This is a genomic window from Burkholderia sp. EMB26 (genome assembly GCF_024730645.1).
Lineage (GTDB): Bacteria > Pseudomonadota > Gammaproteobacteria > Burkholderiales > Burkholderiaceae > Burkholderia > Burkholderia cenocepacia.
The window spans coordinates 1,522,074-1,538,674 of sequence record NZ_CP078070.1 but is presented as its reverse complement, the minus strand read 5'-3'; the positions used below and the strand labels follow the sequence as shown (position 1 = coordinate 1,538,674).

General features: G+C 67.9%; 15 protein-coding genes. 5 read left to right on the top strand and 10 right to left on the bottom strand.

Translation table 11 applies throughout. From position 1 onward, the window contains the following. From KU887_RS07310 to KU887_RS07300, 3 genes are read right to left on the bottom strand one after another with little or no spacing between them, the layout of a single operon-like run. Nucleotides 1-312, bottom strand: a complete 312-nt coding sequence (locus KU887_RS07310; RefSeq protein ID WP_006497542.1) for a hypothetical protein — start codon at nt 310-312, stop codon at nt 1-3. Continuing rightward, nucleotides 312-1,670, bottom strand: coding sequence for an acyclic terpene utilization AtuA family protein (locus KU887_RS07305; protein ID WP_058901355.1), 1,359 nt, complete (start codon nt 1,668-1,670; stop codon nt 312-314). Before KU887_RS07305 ends, KU887_RS07310 begins: the two co-directional genes overlap by 1 nt. Before the next feature lie 39 nt (nt 1,671-1,709). Next, nucleotides 1,710-3,008, bottom strand: coding sequence for a CitMHS family transporter (locus tag KU887_RS07300; protein WP_006497544.1), 1,299 nt, complete (start codon nt 3,006-3,008; stop codon nt 1,710-1,712). Between the two features lie 97 nt (nt 3,009-3,105). On the opposite strand from KU887_RS07300, the gene KU887_RS07295 reads away from it, so the two are divergent. Next, a complete protein-coding gene (locus KU887_RS07295) occupies nt 3,106-4,002 on the top strand; it encodes a LysR family transcriptional regulator (RefSeq protein ID WP_258255385.1) in 897 nt (298 codons plus the stop codon). Nucleotides 4,003-4,041: 39 nt separating this feature from the next. Here the strand turns inward: KU887_RS07295 and KU887_RS07290 are convergent, their stop codons facing one another. Beyond that, a complete protein-coding gene (locus KU887_RS07290) occupies nt 4,042-4,626 on the bottom strand; it encodes a flavin reductase family protein (protein ID WP_006481567.1) in 585 nt (194 codons plus the stop codon). A 132-nt stretch (nt 4,627-4,758) separates the two neighbouring features. Further along, on the bottom strand, nt 4,759-5,184 hold the full coding sequence (locus KU887_RS07285) for a VOC family protein (protein WP_006497547.1): 426 nt from the start codon (nt 5,182-5,184) through the stop codon (nt 4,759-4,761). Nucleotides 5,185-5,296: 112 nt separating this feature from the next. On the opposite strand from KU887_RS07285, the gene KU887_RS07280 reads away from it, so the two are divergent. Next, nucleotides 5,297-6,187: a LysR family transcriptional regulator gene (locus tag KU887_RS07280; protein WP_034200713.1), complete on the top strand. Its 891-nt coding sequence runs from the start codon at nt 5,297-5,299 to the stop codon at nt 6,185-6,187. Between the two features lie 15 nt (nt 6,188-6,202). On the opposite strand, the gene KU887_RS07275 is transcribed toward KU887_RS07280, so the two are convergent. The 4 genes from KU887_RS07275 to KU887_RS07260 are packed head-to-tail and all read right to left on the bottom strand — an operon-like array spanning nt 6,203 to nt 11,126. Further along, nucleotides 6,203-6,952: a hypothetical protein gene (locus tag KU887_RS07275; protein WP_034200714.1), complete on the bottom strand. Its 750-nt coding sequence runs from the start codon at nt 6,950-6,952 to the stop codon at nt 6,203-6,205. 55 nt (nt 6,953-7,007) lie between these two features. Continuing rightward, entirely contained in the window at nt 7,008-9,575 is a 2,568-nt protein-coding gene (locus tag KU887_RS07270) for a TonB-dependent receptor (protein ID WP_258255381.1), read from the bottom strand. Nucleotides 9,576-9,629: 54 nt separating this feature from the next. After that, the gene (locus KU887_RS07265; RefSeq protein ID WP_034200716.1) at nt 9,630-10,613 is read right to left on the bottom strand and encodes a FecR domain-containing protein; all 984 of its coding nucleotides are present in this window, start codon (nt 10,611-10,613) and stop codon (nt 9,630-9,632) included. Between the two features lie 3 nt (nt 10,614-10,616). Beyond that, nucleotides 10,617-11,126, bottom strand: coding sequence for a sigma-70 family RNA polymerase sigma factor (locus KU887_RS07260; RefSeq protein ID WP_034200717.1), 510 nt, complete (start codon nt 11,124-11,126; stop codon nt 10,617-10,619). A gap of 487 nt (nt 11,127-11,613) precedes the next feature. Here KU887_RS07260 and KU887_RS07255 point away from each other — a divergent pair, with 487 nt between their 5' ends. From KU887_RS07255 to KU887_RS07245, 3 genes are all read left to right on the top strand, one after another. Then, nucleotides 11,614-12,774 (top strand): porin, encoded by a 1,161-nt coding sequence (locus KU887_RS07255; protein ID WP_077191087.1) that lies wholly within the window; start codon nt 11,614-11,616, stop codon nt 12,772-12,774. Between the two features lie 22 nt (nt 12,775-12,796). After that, nucleotides 12,797-13,099, top strand: a complete 303-nt coding sequence (locus tag KU887_RS07250; protein WP_205671979.1) for a hypothetical protein — start codon at nt 12,797-12,799, stop codon at nt 13,097-13,099. Nucleotides 13,100-13,186: 87 nt separating this feature from the next. After that, on the top strand, nt 13,187-14,410 hold the full coding sequence (locus tag KU887_RS07245) for a transglycosylase SLT domain-containing protein (protein ID WP_258255379.1): 1,224 nt from the start codon (nt 13,187-13,189) through the stop codon (nt 14,408-14,410). A 65-nt stretch (nt 14,411-14,475) separates the two neighbouring features. Here the strand turns inward: KU887_RS07245 and KU887_RS07240 are convergent, their stop codons facing one another. Next, nucleotides 14,476-16,599, bottom strand: a complete 2,124-nt coding sequence (locus KU887_RS07240) for a phospholipase effector Tle1 domain-containing protein (RefSeq protein ID WP_080323704.1) — start codon at nt 16,597-16,599, stop codon at nt 14,476-14,478. Nucleotides 16,600-16,601: the final 2 nt, after the last annotated feature.

Here is a 16,601-nt window from a genome sequence, read left to right as displayed (position 1 = left end):
TCACGCCGGATCGGGCACCTCGATCGCGAGCAGCGCCGAACTGACCGACTTGCCGTGCGCGTCGAGCGCGAGCGAGCGCGTCACGCCGCCGCCGAGCGCATCGCGCAGCACGAAGTTGAACGCGCCGAGCGCCGGCAGTTCGTAGCGCACGACGTCGCCGTGCACGATGCCCGCGAGCCATGCCTTCACCGTTTCCGCATCCAGATGCATGCGCAGATGGTCGTAATGACGCGGATCGCGGCAGATGACCGACACGTTCAGCGTATTGCCCTTGTCGCCGGTGCGCGCATGCGCGAGTTCACGCAGTTGCATCAGGCCTCCACGAATGAAAACGACGGCGTCACGGCCGCACGCGGCAGCAGCACCGACTGCACGGCGATCACCTCGCGCGTCGACTTGAACGCGCCGCCGCCGCCGGCCGGTCCGTTCGTATAGAGCGTCTCGACTTCGTTGCCGATCCGCGCGGCTTCGGCGGCGTTCGCCGCGCGGCCGGCCACCCGCACGCGCACCTCGGCCGGCTCGCCGCGCACGGCCGGCGTCGCGTCGCCATACAGCGCATCGACGCCGATCAGGTCGAAGCGCAGCTCGCGCGCCGCGACGCCGGTCAGCGCGAGCCGCTCTCGAACGATGTCGAGCGCCAGACGCGCCCGGGCGAGCGCGCCGGGGCCGCCGTACGAGATCTGGCCTTCGCCGATCCAGCCGTCGACATACGCGACCGACACCTTCAGCGTATCGGGCCGCGCGGTGCCGCGCCCACCCGTCACGCGCACGCGATCGGCCGCTTCCTCGGCGACCGCCACGCGCGTGAAATCGGCCACGACGTCGGGTTGCAGATACCGTGCCGGGTCGTGAATCTCGTAGAGCAGCTGTTCCTTGCAGGTCGCCGCGCTCACGCGGCCGCCCGCATGCGGCACCTTCGTGATCACGACCGCGCCGTCGGCCGCGACCTCGCCGATCGGGAACCCGAGCCGCGCCAGATTCGGCACGTCCTTGTAGCCGGGATCGGCGAAATAGCCGCCCGTCACCTGCCCCGCGCATTCGAGCAGATGGCCGACGACGGTCGCCTGCCCGAGCCGGTCCCAGTCGTCCATCCGCCAGCCGAACGCATGGATCAGCGGCGCGGCGAACAGCGACGGATCGGCGACGCGCCCGGTCAGCACGACGTCCGCGCCGGCCGCGAGTGCATCGACGATCGGCGCGGCGCCGAGATATGCGTTCGCGGACACGATGCGGTCGCGATACGCGGCGACTGCGTCGCCCGATTCCTCGAAGCGGAACGCCCCGCGCAGCACGACGTCGAGCACGTCGTCGCCTTCGACCGCCGCGACTTTCAGCCCCGCGATGCCGAGCGACTGCGCGATCCGCGCGGTACGCCGTGCGGCCGCGCGCGGGTTCGCCGCGCCCATGTTCGACACGATGCGCACGCGCCGGGCCGCCGCGACCGGCAGCACCGCGTGCATCCGCGCATCGAGCAGCGGATCGTAGCCGAGCGCCGGGTCGTTGCGCCGCGCCTGCTGCGCGATCGCGATCGTGCGCTCGGCCAGGCATTCGAAGACCAGGTAGTCGAGCTGCCCGTGTTCGGCCAGTTCGACTGCGGGCTCGATCCGGTCGCCCGAGTAGCCGGCGCCCGCGCCGATGCGCACGCGCCGTTCAGGTTGCTTTGCTGTCATGTCCGTACCGTCGTCCGGCGAAACGCCCGCCGGGAAGAATCAAAAGACGCCGAGCACGACGCACGCGATCGTCATCACGATCGACGCGCCGAACAACAGCGGAAACGTGAATTTCTGATGCTCGGCCAGCTCGATCCCGCACAGGCCGACGACGAGGAACGTCGCAGGCGTGAGCGGGCTGACCGGAAAGCCCGTCGTCATCTGGCCGAGCAACGCCGCCTGTCCGACCTGCACGGCCGGCACGCCGAGCTGGCCGGCCACTTCCGCGATCACGGGCAGCACGCCGAAGTAGAACGAATCGGGATCGAACAGCATGCTGAGCGGCATCGACGCGAGGCCGAGCGCCACCGGAATGTGGCCGGCCATCGACGGCGGCACGAAGCCGACCGCCGCCTGCGCCATCGCCTTCAGCATCCCGCTGCCCTGCATGATGCCGGTGAACACGCCGGCCGCGAGCAGGATGCCGGCCATCATCAGCGCGGCACGCGCATGCGCGTCAATGCGCTTTCGCTGCATGTCGACGTCGGGGTAATTCACCATCAGCGCGATGCACAGCCCGACCATGAACATGATCGCGGGCGGAATCTTCTCGCCCATCACGACCATCGTGCCGAGCACGACGAGCGTCAGCACGAGGTTGAACCAGAACAGGTGCGGCCGGCGCAACGCCTGCTCGTCGGCCGTCAGTTCGCGCTTGGGCAGCGGAATCGACGCGTCGTCGCGCGACAGGCCGAGCCGCTTCTCCTCGCGCCGCCCGAGCCAGTACGCGACGCCGAACACGAACACGAGCCCGATCGCCTGCACCGGAATCAGCGGATTGAACAGCGCCGACACCGGCAGGTGCAGCGACGCGGACGCCCGGATCATCGGCCCGGTCCACGGCAGGAAGTTGATGCCGGCGGCCATCGACACGGCGGCGGCCAGCACGCGCCGGTCCATCTTCAGCCGGTCGTACAGCGGCAGCACGGCCGGAATCGTCACGAGAAAGCAGACGGCGCCCGAGCCGTCGAGGTGAATCAGCAGCGCGAGCAGCGTCGTGCCCATCACGATGCGCGTCGGCCGCGTGCCGACCGCGCGCAGGATCCGGTCGATGATCGGGTCGAGCGTGCCGGCGTCGGTGATCGTCCCGAAATAGAGGATCGCGAACACGAACATCCCGACCACGGGCGCGAGCCCCTTCAGCCCGTCGATGACGAACTTGCTGGTGTGCAGCCCGAAGCCGCCGAGCAGCGATGCGGCGATCGGCACGACGATCAGCGCGACGAGCGGCGACATCCGCTTCGACAGAATCGCGGCCAGCAGCACGACGATCGTGCCAAGCCCGAGTAACGGCAGCATCCGTGTCTCCTACCTTGTCTTTTGTTGGAGACGAGCGTAAGGTCGGCGCAGCGATAGCACAATTGAAATGATTTGATCGCAGCAATCACGAATCGTTATGGATCTGAATCTCCGCGACATTCGCGCGTTCGTCACCGTCGCGCACGCCGGCAACTTCACGCGCGCCGCCGCGCGGCTGCATCTGTCGCAGCCGGCGCTGACCGTGCAGATCCGCCGGCTCGAGGACATCGTCGGCGCGCGCCTGTTCGACCGCAACAGTCGCAGCGTCGCGCTCACGCAGACCGGGCGCGAGTTGCTGCCGCTGTTGCAGCGCTCGCTCGACGACATGGAACGCGTGCTGCGCGATGCGCGCGCGCTTGGCGAAGGCACGAGCGGCACGGTGCGGCTCGCGTGCCTGCCGACCTTCGCGTCCAGCGTGCTGCCGGAGCTGATCCAGTCGTTCCGGCGCGACGTGCCGCGCGCGGGCTTCGAGATCCGCGACGGCGTCGCGAGCCTCGTCACCGCGCTGGTGCGCAACGAGGAAGCCGATCTCGGGCTGACCGGCGGCGATACGTTCGATGCGTCGCTGGAGGTGCTGTATGCGGGCGCCGACCGGCTCGTCGCCGTGTGCCCGAAAAATCATCCGCTCTCGCGCAAGCGCCGCGTCGCCACCGCCGACGTCGCCGGCGTGCCGCTCGTGCTCACCGCGCAGGGCACGAGCGTGCGCAGCGTCGTCGATGCCGCGCTGCAAGCGGCCGGCTGCACGCCCGACATCGCGTGCGAGCCGACCTACATGATGACGGCCGTCGCGATGGTGCGCGGCGGCCTCGGCGTGACGATCCTGCCCGCGACCGCCCGCGAGGTGCGCGCCGAACCCGACCTGGTCGCGAAGCCGATCGACGATCCGGCGTTCGTGCGGCCGATCGCGCTCGTCGCGAAGCGCGGGCGCACACTGCCGCGTGTCGCGCGGGCGTTCGCCGACCTCATGCTGGCGGAATTGAAAAAGCGCGCGTAAGCCGCGCGCCCCGAGGCAGGAAAGGTCGTCGTTCGGCGCTTACTGCGCGTCCGGATCGACGTGCAGCGATTCGCCGATCGCATAGAAATTGCCGCCCGCGATGTAGTGCAGGCTGCGCAGCGCGGGATCGGCCGATTCGAAATACCAGTGGCCGTCGCGAAACACGCGCGTGTCGGACCACGCAGCCACCACCTCGCCGATGAACAGGTCGTAGGTCTGCTGGTTGTGCGGCTCCGGAATCAGCCTGCATGCGAGCCAGCCCGAGCAGCCGGCGACGAACGGCAGGTCGTGGCCGTCGACGTCGAACAGCGTGACGCCCGCTTCGCGCAGCTTGTCGGGGCGCTCCGCGAGGCTGTGGCTGCCGACCGCATGCGTGAGTTGCAGTTGCGCGGCTGTCGGCACCTGGATCACGAACGTGCCGCTGCGTTCGACGAGCTCGCGCGTCTTCGCGGATTTGTCGAGCACGACCGTCAGCTTCGGCGGCAGGAAGTCCAGCGCGCACGCCCAGGCGGCGGCCATCACGTTGTCGACGCCGTCGTGGCGGGCCGACACGAGCACGGTCGGGCCGTGATTGAGGAGACGGTAGGCCTTGTTCAGCGCCACCGGCGCGATGTGACTGTCCATACGGGTTCCTTGGAGAACGATGCGCACGGACCCATACCGTGCGGCGCGGTGCCGGCCGTCGCATCTGCGCGCGGCCGGGCCGCAGGCCGCATTCTCGCACCCAACGTCAATCGGCGCTGGCGCCGCCGCCGGTCACTTCGCGAACAACTGCCCGATGTCGCGAAACGCCTTGAATTCAAGTGCATTGCCGCACGGATCGAACAGGAACATCGTCGCCTGTTCGCCGACCTGTCCCTGGAACCGCACGTACGGCTCGATCACGAACGTCACGCCGAACCCGCGCAGCCGCTCGGCCAGCGCTTCCCAGCTCGGCCAGTCGAGCACGATCCCGAAATGCGGCACCGGCACGTCGTGGCCGTCGACCGCATTCGTATGCGCGCCTTCCTGCGACGCCGTTTTCGGATGCTCGTGAATCACGAGCTGATGCCCGTAAAAGTTGAAATCGACCCACTGCGCACTCGAGCGCCCCTCTTCCAGCCCGAACACGCGGCCGTAGAAATCGCGCGCGGCCGGCAGGTCGTAGACCGGAATCGCCAGGTGAAACGGGGAAAGACTCATGATGGCCTCGTGAAGAAACGCTCGCGTGGCGCGAGGACGGCATCATGGTAGACAAGGCCGAGCAAAAATTAAATCAATATATAGTTTTGCGATTCACAAATGGAATCGATGAATGATCCGCGAACTGAAAACCCTCGTCGCCGTCGCCCGGGAAGGCACCTTCGCCGCGGCCGGCAATCGTATTGGGCTCACGCAGGCGGCCGTCAGCGCGCAGATGCAGCGCCTCGAGGCCGAGCTCGGCTTCGCGCTGTTCGACCGGCAAGGGCGCTCGGCGCGGCTCAACGAGCGCGGCCATCACGTGCTCGACCAGGCGCAGGCGCTGATCGGCCTGTACGAGAACCTCAGCTCGACCGCACCCGGCTCGCCGGCCGCCGTGCGCGTGACGATCGGCGCGATCGCGTCGGTGCAGAGCGCGCTGCTGCCGGCCGCGCTGGCCGACTTCCATCGCCGGCACCCCGCGTGCCGCACGCGCGTGATCCCGGGGCTGTCGATCGAGCTGGTCAACCGGGTCGACGCGGGCGAGCTCGACATGGCCGCGATCATCCGCCCGCCGTTCGCGCTGCAGAGCGACCTGCACTGGACGACGCTCGTGCAGGAACCGTTCCGGCTGATCGTGCCGCGCGGCGTGAAGGGCAAGGACTGGGCCGCGCTGCTCGCGAACGAGCCGTTCGTGCGCTACGACCGCGCGTCGTTCGGCGGTCGCCAGGTCGACCGCTTTCTGCGCAAGATGCACATCGCGGTGCGCGACACCTGCGAACTCGACGAGCTCGACGCGATCGTCAAGCTGGTCGAGCACGGCGTCGGCGTCGCGATCGTGCCGCAAACCGCCGTGTATCGCCGCTGGCCGGCCGGCGTGCGCGCGATCGACCTCGGGCATCACACGTTCCATCGCGACATCGGGCTCGTGCATCGCGCGCGGCGCACGATGTCGGAACCCGCGCAAACGCTCGCGCAACTGATCGAGGCGGCATCGCGGCGGCGCGCGCCGCGGCCGGCCGCGTGATCGACACGTGGCGGCTCAGCGCCGCCCGGCCGCCCAGTCCACCGCCGCGTCGAACAGCGCGACGCCGGCCGGCGACAGGTTCGTGAACGTGTCGTTGTCGAGAAAGAACATCACGCGACGCGCCGGCGCGAGCGTTTCGTAGTCCATCGTCGCGCCCTTCTCGTACGCGAAGATCGCGGCCTTGTCGGGCTGCCCGTACACGGTCGCGATCGTGATCGCGCCGAGCCCCGGCTTGCCCCAGCTCATCGGCGCCTGCTTGCCGTACGCGTTCGTCGCGCCGGCCGGCAGCCCGGCCGCGATCGGATGCGGTGCATTGACGAGCCACAGGTAGCGCTCCTTGCCCGTTTCGCCGAAGTCCGCGTCGTGCCGCTTGCCCGTCATCGCGAGATCGTCGAGCAGGTCGTTTTCCCACGTCACGAGCGGCTTGTCGAGCGTGCGCCAGCCGGGCCGCACGTTCTTCGACGAGACCGTCGACGAGATCACGACCAGATCGGCGTCGCGCGCCGCATCGGGCGTGGCCGCCTCGTCGATCAGGCGCACCGTGTAACCGCGTTCGCCGAGATGCTGGCCGATGCGTTCGTCGACCTTCAGGTTCGGGCCGTGCAGTTGCACGAGCATCGCGACGCGCGTCACGGCCGGCGGCGCATCGGCGGCGAATGCGGGCGCCGATACGCCGGCGGCGAGGCCCGCGCCCAGCGCGAGCACCGAGCCCGCAATCGCGCGCAACAGGCGGCGGCGCGCGCCGTTCTTCATCTTCAGCTTCATCTGAATCTTCTCCGAAGCCGCGCGCCGACGTCACGGCCGCGCGGCGATTGCATGGTCAGAACTGCAGCGTGGTCAGCAGCGACACCTGGCGCGCGTCGCCGACCGCGACGAAATAGCGGTTCGCGCTCGATGGGTAGTACGTGCGGTTGAACAGGTTCTTCACGTTGAGCTGGAACGACAGCTTCTGCTTGCCGATCCGCGTGTCGTAGGTCGCGAACGCATCGGCGAGCACGTACGACGGCAGCGTGAAGCTGTTCGCCGAATCGCCGGGGCGCGCACCTACGTAACGCACGTCCGCGCCGAGGCGCAGGTCGTCGCCGCCCGACACCGTGCCGAAGTCGTAGACCGCCGCGAACGACGCGGTGTGACGCGCGACGTTCCACAGCTGGTTGCCCGCGTACAGTGGATCCTCGGTCGTCTTCGCGTCGATGTACGCGTAGCTCGCGATCACGTTCACGCGTTCGCCGAGCTTGCCGGAGACGTCGAGCTCGACGCCGCGCGAGCGCGCCTTGCCCGACGTGCGCCAGTCGGTCAGCTTCGTCGCGTCGTTGTACTGCGACACCAGCACGTTCTTCTTGTCGATGTTGAACAGCGCGAGCGTGCCGGTCATCCCGCCGGCCAAGTCGAGCTTGCCGCCCACTTCCCACGCGGTCGCTTCCTCGGGCGGCGTCGCGCCGTCGATGATGTAGCCCGTCATCGGCGCGATCGACGACGACGGCTTCAGCGACTGCGAATAGCTGCCGTACAGCGAGAACGAATCGGTCCACTTGTAGACGACGCCCGCGCGCGGCAGCCACTTCGAGCCGCTGAGATCGGTGTTCGCGGTAAATGGCCGGCCGCGCCCCGCGACCTGGTTGTACGTGATGTAGCGGATGCCGCCCGACACGATCCACTTGTCGGTCAGGTGGAGGGTGTCCTGGAAGAATGCGGACGCATCGTGCAGCGTGTCGGTCTGGTCGCTGTCGCTCGCGGACACCGTGCTCGACGGCGGCAGCAGCCCGTACACCGGGTCGACATAGCTGAACGGCGTCTTCACGGCCTGGCGCAGCATGTCCTTGCGATAGATGCGGCGGTATTCGGTATCGAAGCCGACCTGCATGTCGTGCCGCATCCCCGCGAGCGACAGCTTGCCGATCACGTAGCCGATCCCGTAGCTGTCGGTGCTGAGCGACCCGTGCGTCGCATCGTTGCTGCGCGTCATCGTGCCCTTCACCGGATCGACGCCGGTCGTGCGCAACTGGTTCGCATCGTAGGTCTCGCGGTTGTAGCTGTAGCCGACATGCGCGCTCCAGTCCGCGTTGAACTGGTGATCGACGCTCAGTTGCGCGAGATGCGATTCGCCGTCCATGTTGTTGAACGGCTCGTCTATGCGCCGCCGCGCGGGAATGTCGAGCGGCGCATTGGTGCGCGGATCGAGCGCGGTGCCGCGATCGAACGGCGAATGGAACTTGCGGTACTGGTACGACACCGCGACCTGCGTATCGCGGCCGTACCACGCGAGCGACGGCGCGACGAAGGTCTGCCGGTACTCGCCGAAGTTGCGCCAGTACTGCTCGTTCGACTGGTCGACGATCAGCCGGTACGCGAGCCGCGAATCGCCGACCGGCCCGGTCGAGTCGAAGGTCGCGCTGCCGCCGTTCTTGCCGTGCCCGAACGTCGATGCGCCGAGCGAGATCGCGTTGTAGCGCGTGAGCTGCGGCTGCTTGCTGACGACGTTGACGACGCCGCCCGGGTCCATCAGCCCGTACAGCAGCGACGTCGGCCCCTTCAGCACCTCGACGCTGTCGGTCGCCGCGTTGAACGCGCGGCCCTGCACGAGCGGCATGCCGTTCTGCATGATCGAGCCGTCGCGGTTGCCGCCGAAGCCGCGTTTCATGATCGTGTCCTGCGTGCCCGCGAGCGTGTTGCCCTGCGTGATGCCGCTCACGTTGCCGAGCGCGTCGTCGAGATTGCGCGGCCGCTGGTCGCGCAGCACCTGCGCGGGCACGATGTTGACGGCCTGCGCGGTGTCGAGCAGCGGAATGTCCGAGCGCAGTACGCCGGCCTCCTTCGGCGCGCGATAGCTTTCGGCGCGCAATGCACTGGAGCGCACGTTGATCGTCGGCAACTCGGCGGCCGGCGCGGCGCCGGCCGCGACAGGCCCGGCCGCCGAACCGTCGGCGCGCATCAGCGTGTAGCCGCCGCCCGGTTGGCGCAGCGCGACGAGCCCCGTGCCGGCCAGCAGGCGATCGAACGCGCCGTCGACGTCGAACCGGCCGTGCACGCCGCCGCTCGTCAGGCCCGCCGTCAGCTCGGCCGGAAACGCGAGCAGGATGCCCGCGTCGCGGCCGAACCGGTTCAGCACCGCTTCGAGCGGGCCGGCCGGAATGTCGAACGCGCGGCGCGACGCGCGCTGCGCCGCGGGCGCCGCATCGGCGTCGGTGTCGGCCAGCGCGGGCAGCGGCAGCAGTGCCGACAGCAGGACCGCGCCGGCGAGCCGGCGGGCAAGACGGCCCGGCGCGGCCGGGCGCGACGCGCGCGGCAGATGACGGGCGGGCGCCGGACGGCGCCGATACGTGAGACGGATGGAAGCCATGATCGGAGAGTCGGTGGACGATGGGCCAGTGCTGCTTTCATGACCCATGTCACGCGAACATCGAGAAACAGCTCAGGTCGGCGAAAAAATTTTCCGGCGCGCTCACGAACGGGCCGGCACGACGGTCGCCCAGTAACGCGTCAGGTAGTGGACGTCGATCGGCAGCGTCGCCGCCAGCGTATCGAGCACGCGCTGCGGCTCGTCGAGCGGATAGGTGCCCGACACGCGCAGCTCGGCCACGGCCGGATCGCAGCGCAGGCTGCCGCGGCGATGGCGGTCGAGCTCGGCGACGAGATCGGCCAGCCGCATGCGCGACGCGACGAGCATGCCGTTCGTCCATGCGGCGGCATACGGATCGAGCGGCGCCGGCGCGTCGATCGCATCGCGCGTGAAATCCGCGCCCTCCCCGGCCGCGATCACGCGCATGCCGGCCGACGCATCGACTGGCTGCACCTGGACGGCGCCGGCGAACACCTCGACGCGCGTCGCGCCGTCGCGCTGCCGCACCGCGAAGCGCGTGCCGAGCGGCCGCAGCTCGCCTTGCGCGGTCACGACGACGAGCGGCCGCGCGGGCAGACGATCGTCGTGGCCGCTGGTCACCATGACCGTGCCGCGCAGCAGGCGCAGGCGGCGCGCCGCATCGTCGAAGCGCACGTCGAGCGCCGTGTCGGTATCGAGCACGACGACCGTGCGATCCGCGAGCGTCACCGTGCGCCGCTCGCCGACCGCCGTGCGCAGGTCGGCCGGCCAGATCGCCGCGCGCCGCGCGGGTTCGGCCATCCATGCGGCGCCGCCCGCGAACAGCAGCACGGCCAGCGCCTTCGCGGCCGCGCGGCGGCCTGCCCGCTTCGGCAACAGCGCCGCGTGCGCGGCCTGCGCATCGAGCCCGGCCGCCAGCCGGCCGAACCGGCCCTGCATCGCTTCGATGTGACGCCACGCCGCGTCGTGCGCCGGATCTTCCGCGCGCCAGCGCGCGAGCGCGGCGACGAATGCGTCGTCGGTACGGCCGGATTGCCGGTCGACCCACCATTCGACCGCGCGACGTGCAACGTGCGGCGGCACCGCCGGCGCTCCCGGGGCGGCCATCGGTCAGGCCGCCATCGTGAAAAAGCACTGCGTGCCGGCCTTCACGAGATAGCGCTTCACCGTCGCGAGCGATACGCCGAGTTCGCGCGCGATCTCGGCCTGCGTGAGCCCGTCGAGCTGCGCGAGCAGGAACGCGCGCTTCGCCGCGAGCGGCAGGCCGTCGAGCAGGCGGTCGATCTCGAGCAGCGTCTCGACGACGACGGCCCGCTCTTCCGGCGACGGCGCCACTGCTTCCGGGCGCTGCGCGAGCACGTCGAGATACGCGCGCTCGATCTGCTCGCGCCGCCAGTGGTTGCTCAGCACCCGCTGCGCGACGGTCGTCAGGAACGCGCGCGGCTCGTCGGCGCCGATCGGCTCGTCGCGCGCGAGCAAGCGTACGAACGTGTCATGCGCGAGGTCGGCGGCGCGGTGCGCGCACCCGAGCTTGCGGCTCAGCCAGCCGCGCAACCACGCGTGGTGGTCGGCATAGAGGGCGTCGATTTCTCGATGGAGGGACAGCTTGTCAGCGGACATGGCCGGGTTCCGGGGTGCGCGAGCATCAACCACTTTGTAAATGAGAATGATTATTATATACAGAAGTGAGATAGCGACCCCGGTTTCGGCACGAGGGTGACGCCGACGCCGCGACGCCTGGCGCAACCGCGATACCGCCGCCGGATGCGAACCGCCCGTTCGGTTATCACATTCGCTCCGGCCGGGCCAATTCGATTCGTTAAATAGTAATTTGACGGATCGATAACAATATCGGGATTGCGGTAAATCGCCCGACAATCACGCCGAATTATCACGGCACGCGCAAAATGCAATGAAAAACCGATGGAATGACAACCCATTGATACGCGTCTATCAATAATGCAAATCCCTCAATGGTGAATTTCCAGAAACGTCCCTGTCTGCATCAGACCACAACGAAGAATTTCATTTTTGCCGTTTTAGTGCGGCTCTGTAGTCTCCTGCCATTCCGGATCACGAACCCACACCAATGCGCCAAGGAGATGACATGAAACGCACGACCCTCTCGCTGATTTCGCTCGCGTCGTTCGCGGCGATGCCCGTCGCGCATGCGCAGTCGAGCGTCACGCTGTATGGCGTGATCGACACGTCGATCACCTATGTGAACCATGAACAAGGCAAGGACAACGCGTGGATGCTCGGTAACAGCAGCGCGGGCAACCTCGCCGGCAGCCGCTGGGGCGTGAAAGGCACCGAGGATCTCGGCGGCGGGCTGAAGGCGCTGTTCCAGCTGGAGAACGGCTTCGATCCGAGCAGCGGCCGGCAGGGTCAGGGCGGCCGCCTGTTCGGCCGGCAAGCGTTCGTCGGCCTGACGAGCGACCGCTACGGCACGCTCACGTTCGGCCGCCAGTACGACCCGCTCGTCGATCTCGTGCAGGGCATCACCGCCGACAACTATCTGGGCAGCGTGTTCGCGACGCCGGGCGACGTCGACAACTACGACAACAGCTTCCGCGTCGACAACGCGGTGAAGTACACGTCGGCCGTCTATTCGGGCCTGCAGTTCTCGGCGATGTATTCGTTCGGCGGCATCGCCGGCAGCACCGGCGCCGCGCAGTCGTACTCGGCCGCCGTGTCGTACAACAACGGGCCGTTCAGCGTCGCCGGCGGCTACTTCCACGCGACCAACAGCCCCGCGTCGGGCGGCCTGCGCACCGGCTGGACGAGCTCGTCGGACGGCACGTTCGACGGCCCGATCAACAACGGCTACGCGAGCGCGCACTCAATCGGCATCGGCCGCATCGCGGGCCAGTACGTCGCCGGCCCGTTCACGTTCGGCGTCGGCTACAGCAACGCGCAGTACCGCCGCGACGCCAGCTCGGTGTTCGGCTCGAACGAGCACTACAACACGGGGCAAGGCTTCGTGAACTACCAGGCGACGAATGCGCTGCTCGTCGGCGTCGGTTACAGCTACACGCGCTCGGGCGGCGACACGTCGGCAACCTATCACCAGGTCTCGGCCGGCGCCGACTACAGCCTGTCGAAGCGCACCGACGTCTACCTGACCGCCGCGTACCAGCACGCCAGCGGCCAGACCGGCGACGGCAAGGGCGGCTCGATGGCCGCGCAGGCGTCGATCGGTTCGTACGGCTATGCGGGCACGAGCTCGCAGACGATGGTCAACCTCGGCCTGCGTCACCGCTTCTGATCGCGCATCGCGATACCGGGAAATGGCTGGCCGCGCGCCGCGCGGCCGGTCGACTTCGGATTTCGCAGACGGCGGCTTCGGCCGCCAATTTTTTGTCGCTTTCTTTCGCTTCGGTGAACGGCCGACAAGCGATTTTCCCTTTCGCTCGCTTGATCTCCGGTTTCATCCCGCGAGTGACGTAATACGTCAGGTTTGGGACGCCACCATTGCAACGGCATTTGCGCAAATGCCGGCCGTTTTTACCGATCACGCATCGCCGCGGGCCGTGATCCGGCGCGATAAAAATGCGCGGCGAACGCGCCGGCAAATGCAAAGGAAAGTTTGACGCGAGCCATTTGCCCGCCCGCTATGGCACACTTCGCGTCTGCGTAATTTCCTTGCACCGGGCGGCCGGATTCCGCCCCAACCTGCCATGCCGCGTCATACTACTCGCCCGCTCAGCCGCGACACGCTGAACCTCGCCTCGACGATCGCGCTGTCGTGCGCGCTCTGCGGCGTCGCGCGGGCCGATTGCCTGGACGACGCGGCCGCGTTCCAGCACGTGAGCGTCAGCCTGATGCGCGGCATCGCGCAAGTCGAATCGGGGATGAATCCGAACGCCGTCAACACGAATACCAACGGCACGGTCGACATCGGGCTGATGCAGATCAACAGCACGTGGCTGCCGACGCTCGCGCGCGAAGGCATCACGCGGGAAAGCCTGTTCGATGCGTGCACGAACGCGTACGTCGGCGCGTGGATCCTGTCGCAGAACATCCGCCAGCTCGGCCCCAACTGGAACGCGATCGGCGCGTACAACTCCGCGTCGCCCGACAAGCGCCTCGCGTATGCGCGCAAGGTCTATGATGCAATCCGGACCATGCCGGATTCGCCGGATACTCCCATGCCCATCCTGCCACCGTCCTTTACGCCGCCGCAACAGGCGCAGACATACAACCCGTTCGCGAGCCTGAGCGTGTCGGCGCCGCCCGTCACGCGTGCGCGCACCGTATCGCCGGCCCCGCCGCCCCCGCCGCAGGGCGGCCCCGCCGGTCCGGCCGGCACGTACAACTTCGGCTGGACGGTCACCGGCGCCGACCAGGCCAAGCCGACCCAGGTGTTCGACGACGGCGCGCGAATCTACGTGCAGTTCAGCGACATGAAGCACGTGCCGGCGATCTTCACCGAGACGTCGGCCGGGCGCGTGCTGATGTCGTGGGAGCTGCAGTTTCCGTATGCCGTCGTGACGCGTCCCGCGCAAACGTTAATCTTCCAGCTCGGGCCGTTCGAAGCGCGCGCGCAGCGCGGCGCGGCAGCCGCGGGCATGACCGCGCAGGCCGGAACGGCGGGTGCGGCGACAGCCGGCGCATCGGCATCGGCATCGAAGAAGTCGGCCGGTACGGCGGCGAATACGACGACGAACGCGGCAGCCAATACGGCCGCGAAACGCACGGCCTCGGCCGATGCGCTGTGGTACGTGAATACGCCGTCGACGTCGGGCACCGCGACGGCGTCGCCATCGACCGCGAATGTTCCGGCCACGCTACCGACGGCCGTCACGTCGAACACGCCGCCGCCCGCGCCGGCCCAAGCACCGGCCGCGGCCGCGCAGCCGTCGCGTGTCAGCGCGGATGCGCTGTGGTACATCTCGAAATAACGCGCGGGCCCGGCTGCCTATAGGCAGCCGGCGTCGGCGAGCGGCGGACTGCCGGACGATCGGGCCTATCGAACGGCCGTCGTGCCGGACGGTGCCGATACGGTCGATACCAGCGACTGATACATGTCTGCGACGCGGTCCAGGAACGACTTGTCGGGTGCGGTCGCGATTTTCTGCATCGCCCTCGTGTTCAGGTAGTTCTTGATCGACACGAGGTGGCTCCACACCGCCTCGACATCGCTCTCGGCCATGCTGTCGTGCACGTGCTTCACGAACAGCGGATACATCGCCTCCACCTGGGGCAGGCGCTCGCCCGGATTGTTCCAGAGCCAGAACAGCGCCTGCGCCTGCGGATCGGTGTTGAATATCGACGGTGGCAACTCGCCGCCGAGCTGCTTCATTGCCTGCTTGCCATCGAACCCATATCCCGGGCGCGTACCGTGCTGCTTCTGGAAATCGATCTCGCGCACCAGCTTCTCGTAACGTCCGTACGCTAGCGGATTGGCCGCGCCGCCGAGCCAGCCCGGCTTGCGCTGCGCCGCGGCCGCGCGATTCTCGGCCTGGTCGTACCACATGCGCAGCCACTGGATATACACGACCATGTGGCCCTTGAGTTCGCCCTGGATGTCCTTCGGCAGATCGGTCACGACGATCGGGCGCGGCGGCGCCGGATCGGGCACGCGGCAACCGTCCGTCATGTCAGGCACGGGCTTCGGATTGAGGAAATCGAGCGGCCCGATCGACTGCTTGAGCGTCGCCGACGGATAGCCGATACCTGTGCCCAGCGGCGTGAGCGGCGGAATCTCGCGTGTCGTCGCCACGAGCTTCTTGACTGCCAGCCGGTAGTCGAGCTGGAAATTCTGGATCTCGGGCGGCGCGACGATCTGCTGATACAGCGCACCGTCCTCGTTGGCCAGCGCGGTCAGGCTGGGCATCGGAATGCCGGCGCCGTACGCGCGGTGGTACATCATCTCGAGCGGCACGCGCGCCAGCTTGTCGGAAATGCCGTCCTCGCCTTCGATCGCGCCGCCGCCCACGTCCACCTGCGCGCCGGGAAACAGGCGCTCCTGCCGCCGACCGCGCATGTCGGACGGGTCGACGCCGAGCATCGTCAGCGGCTTGTACACGCGCAGTTCGTGGGCGGCCGCGTAGTGCACGCATTTCTCGATGTCCGGCGACAGGATCAGGTCCGACGACACCGCGTTGCTCAGCGGGATGTAGCCCGTCAGCAGGTTGTCGTCGAAGCGGTTCGTCACGCAATCGAACAGCCCCATGAACTTGATCTTGACCGAAACGCCATCGTATTTCCCCCCCTTGGCCACCTCGTCGAGCAATTGCCTGGCAAAGGCGAGCGCAAGGCCGCCGCCCATGTCGTAGCCGAAGATCGCGACATGGATCTTGTTCACCGTGCCGGCTTGCTTCGCGCCGGCCACCGCCGCCTTGAAATCCTCTACCGCCGCCTTCAGGCGCGTATCCACGCCCGTATTGAATAGCGCGGCGCCCAGCTTCGTATCGCGCGTGAGCTGGAACGACTCGGCCGCCGCGCCCAGCGATTCCTTGCCGACCTCCTTCAGCACGGTTTTCGGAATCCGGTACGGATACTTGACGACATCGCGCCAGAAGCCCTTCCATTCGTGCCGCAGATAGCGCAGCGCACGATTCTTTTCCGACCCGGGCCGCTCGATCGCGCGCTCGATCCGCTTGCGCGCGTCGCCCAAGCCGTCTTTCGTCTTGCCGACCAGCGTGTCGAACGTGTCGCTCACGCGATTTCCGAACGTAGGATCACTGATCTTTCCACTCTGCTTCCACGCGTCCTCGGCGGCCTTCTGCGCCTTTTCCTTGACCTTGTCGACCGTCTGCTCCTTGAGCTTGTCGCCGGCTTTCTCGCTGACCGTATCCGTCGCCTTGTCCTTCAGGACCTCGCGCAGCACACCGGCCTCGGGGTCGAAATTCGCGCCAAGTCCCGGATAGTAGAAGCGCCGCATGTTCTTGTTCTTCTTGTCGTACGCGGCGTTGAACAGCTTCAGGATATTGGTTCGCGGACCGTCCTTCTCGCCGAAGCCGAATCCGTCGAAATAGAAGCTGACCCACAGCATGTGTTCGCATGCGGGACACATTTGCTCGGCCTCCGCCTTGACGCGGTCCGTCTCTGCGGAGACGGCGTCCTTCTTCAGATTGATTTCGGCCATGG

Bases quoted from the DNA above. Each gene is read 5' to 3' on its own strand.
- KU887_RS07275 (WP_034200714.1), bottom strand. From the start codon at position 6,952: ATGAAGCTGAAGATGAAGAACGGCGCGCGCCGCCGCCTGTTGCGCGCG.
- KU887_RS07250 (WP_205671979.1), top strand. From the start codon at position 12,797: ATGGCTGGCCGCGCGCCGCGCGGCCGGTCGACTTCGGATTTCGCAGAC.
- KU887_RS07270 (WP_258255381.1), bottom strand. From the start codon at position 9,575: ATGGGTCATGAAAGCAGCACTGGCCCATCGTCCACCGACTCTCCGATC.
- KU887_RS07305 (WP_058901355.1), bottom strand. From the start codon at position 1,670: ATGACAGCAAAGCAACCTGAACGGCGCGTGCGCATCGGCGCGGGCGCC.
- KU887_RS07245 (WP_258255379.1), top strand. From the start codon at position 13,187: ATGCCGCGTCATACTACTCGCCCGCTCAGCCGCGACACGCTGAACCTC.
- KU887_RS07310 (WP_006497542.1), bottom strand. From the start codon at position 312: ATGCAACTGCGTGAACTCGCGCATGCGCGCACCGGCGACAAGGGCAAT.
- KU887_RS07290 (WP_006481567.1), bottom strand. From the start codon at position 4,626: ATGGACAGTCACATCGCGCCGGTGGCGCTGAACAAGGCCTACCGTCTC.
- KU887_RS07260 (WP_034200717.1), bottom strand. From the start codon at position 11,126: ATGTCCGCTGACAAGCTGTCCCTCCATCGAGAAATCGACGCCCTCTAT.
- KU887_RS07300 (WP_006497544.1), bottom strand. From the start codon at position 3,008: ATGCTGCCGTTACTCGGGCTTGGCACGATCGTCGTGCTGCTGGCCGCG.
- KU887_RS07255 (WP_077191087.1), top strand. From the start codon at position 11,614: ATGAAACGCACGACCCTCTCGCTGATTTCGCTCGCGTCGTTCGCGGCG.
- KU887_RS07240 (WP_080323704.1), bottom strand. From the start codon at position 16,599: ATGGCCGAAATCAATCTGAAGAAGGACGCCGTCTCCGCAGAGACGGAC.
- KU887_RS07295 (WP_258255385.1), top strand. From the start codon at position 3,106: ATGGATCTGAATCTCCGCGACATTCGCGCGTTCGTCACCGTCGCGCAC.
- KU887_RS07280 (WP_034200713.1), top strand. From the start codon at position 5,297: ATGATCCGCGAACTGAAAACCCTCGTCGCCGTCGCCCGGGAAGGCACC.
- KU887_RS07265 (WP_034200716.1), bottom strand. From the start codon at position 10,613: ATGGCCGCCCCGGGAGCGCCGGCGGTGCCGCCGCACGTTGCACGTCGC.
- KU887_RS07285 (WP_006497547.1), bottom strand. From the start codon at position 5,184: ATGAGTCTTTCCCCGTTTCACCTGGCGATTCCGGTCTACGACCTGCCG.